1 protein-coding gene is annotated in these 1,451 nt (G+C 56.7%); it reads right to left on the minus strand.

What is annotated here, in order from left to right:
- Positions 1-340 precede the first annotated feature (340 nt).
- Positions 341-1,372 (minus strand): IS110 family RNA-guided transposase, encoded by a 1,032-nt coding sequence (locus B7449_RS12410; protein ID WP_039732521.1) that lies wholly within the window; start codon positions 1,370-1,372, stop codon positions 341-343.
- Positions 1,373-1,451 lie beyond the last annotated feature (79 nt).

The following is a 1,451-nucleotide window of genomic DNA, read 5'->3' on the forward strand; positions in this document are numbered from 1 at the left end:
TATGTGGACGGCCGGTTCGATGCAATGGATCACATTTGTTATCTCTCTGCGTTTCTCTAAATCTTGTTTTCTCGGTGGAATGCATCGCTGCTCGCAGGATGCGGGGATCCGGTCAGGTGCGCCCTTATGTCCGGCCTGTTTGTGCGACGTTTTTCGCTGGCCATTATGGGTGTGCGCTTGCGTGTCAGGCACCAATCTTGAAAACGTGCTCGATGGCACATGTCATCCAACGGTATCGCCTGAACTGTTCCTGAATTACAGTCTTCCCATCACGCTGGTCAGTGCATTCTGCCGGATCTACCGGGGCGAACCCCGGCATCCATCGTCTTGGCAGCGCATGTCAGATTACAGCGACATTGCGGCCGGCCGGACGATAGATCTCTTTGCGCGACAGGAGAGCCCAGACGATCCGGGCCAGTTTGTTGGCAAGTGCGATGGTTGCAAGACGTGTTGGGCGACGCTCCAGAAGCTTGCAAAGCCATGCCCCTGCGGCGCTTGTCCATTTCTGCGCGCGGAAGGACATGGATGTCGCCCCCAGAACGAGCAGCTTCCTTATTTCCCGGTTGCCCGTTTTCGTAATCCTGCCCAGCCGGACCTTTCCGCCGGACGAGTGCTGGCGCGGCACAAGTCCAAGCCAGGCCGCGAAGTGCCGCGCACTTTCGAAAGTGTCGATATCCGTGACAGATGCCACGATCAAGGACGCGGTCATCGGGCCGATGCCGGGTATTGTCAAAAGACGACGGGCATCTTCGTCCTGCCTGGCGTGCGCCTGGATTCGCCTTTCCAGGCATCCGATGCTTTCACTCAACTTTCCGTATTGTTCGAAGAGCAAAATGACAGTCTGCTTCATGACGTCGGGCAAATCGGGTGATGTCTCGATTTTCGCCAGAAGATCGGGCAGGCGACTGTTTCCCAACGGCACGATCAAGCCGAATTCCGCTGCAAGCGCGCGCAACGCATTGACCAGCATCGTCTGCTGTTTGACCAATAGTGTGCGCGTTGAGTGTAACGAGAGCAGGCTTTGCTGTTCTTCGTTTTTGATCGGGACGAAGCGCGTGTCGGGATGGAGTGCCGCAAGACAAATGGCTGCGGCGTCAACAGCGTCGTTTTTCTTGCCACGTTTGACGAACGGCTTGACCATGTCCGGCGGAATAAGTTTCACGTCATGACCCGCATCGCGGATGACGCGCGCCCAATGATGCGATGTGCCGCAAGCTTCGAGCACGACCTGACACCGCTCGAGTTTCCCGAAGAATGAGGCAACCTCACTGCGCCCGAGCTTTCGCTTGAGAAGACATTTTCCGTTTGCATCTGTGCCGTGCGCCTGAAAAACGGACTTGGCGATATCCAGGCCGATCATGGTAATTTTCATCCGGGCGGTCTCCTCTGAATGGTCATTCCGACCCCAGCATGGCACATTGATGCCGCATGGAGGCCGTCCACCCCATCTT

This window comes from Komagataeibacter intermedius TF2, assembly GCF_000964425.1.
GTDB classification, from domain to species: Bacteria; Pseudomonadota; Alphaproteobacteria; order Acetobacterales; family Acetobacteraceae; genus Komagataeibacter; species Komagataeibacter intermedius.

Coding starts and splice junctions, on each gene's coding strand:
- B7449_RS12410 (WP_039732521.1), bottom strand. CDS start 1,372: ATGAAAATTACCATGATCGGCCTGGATATCGCCAAGTCCGTTTTTCAG.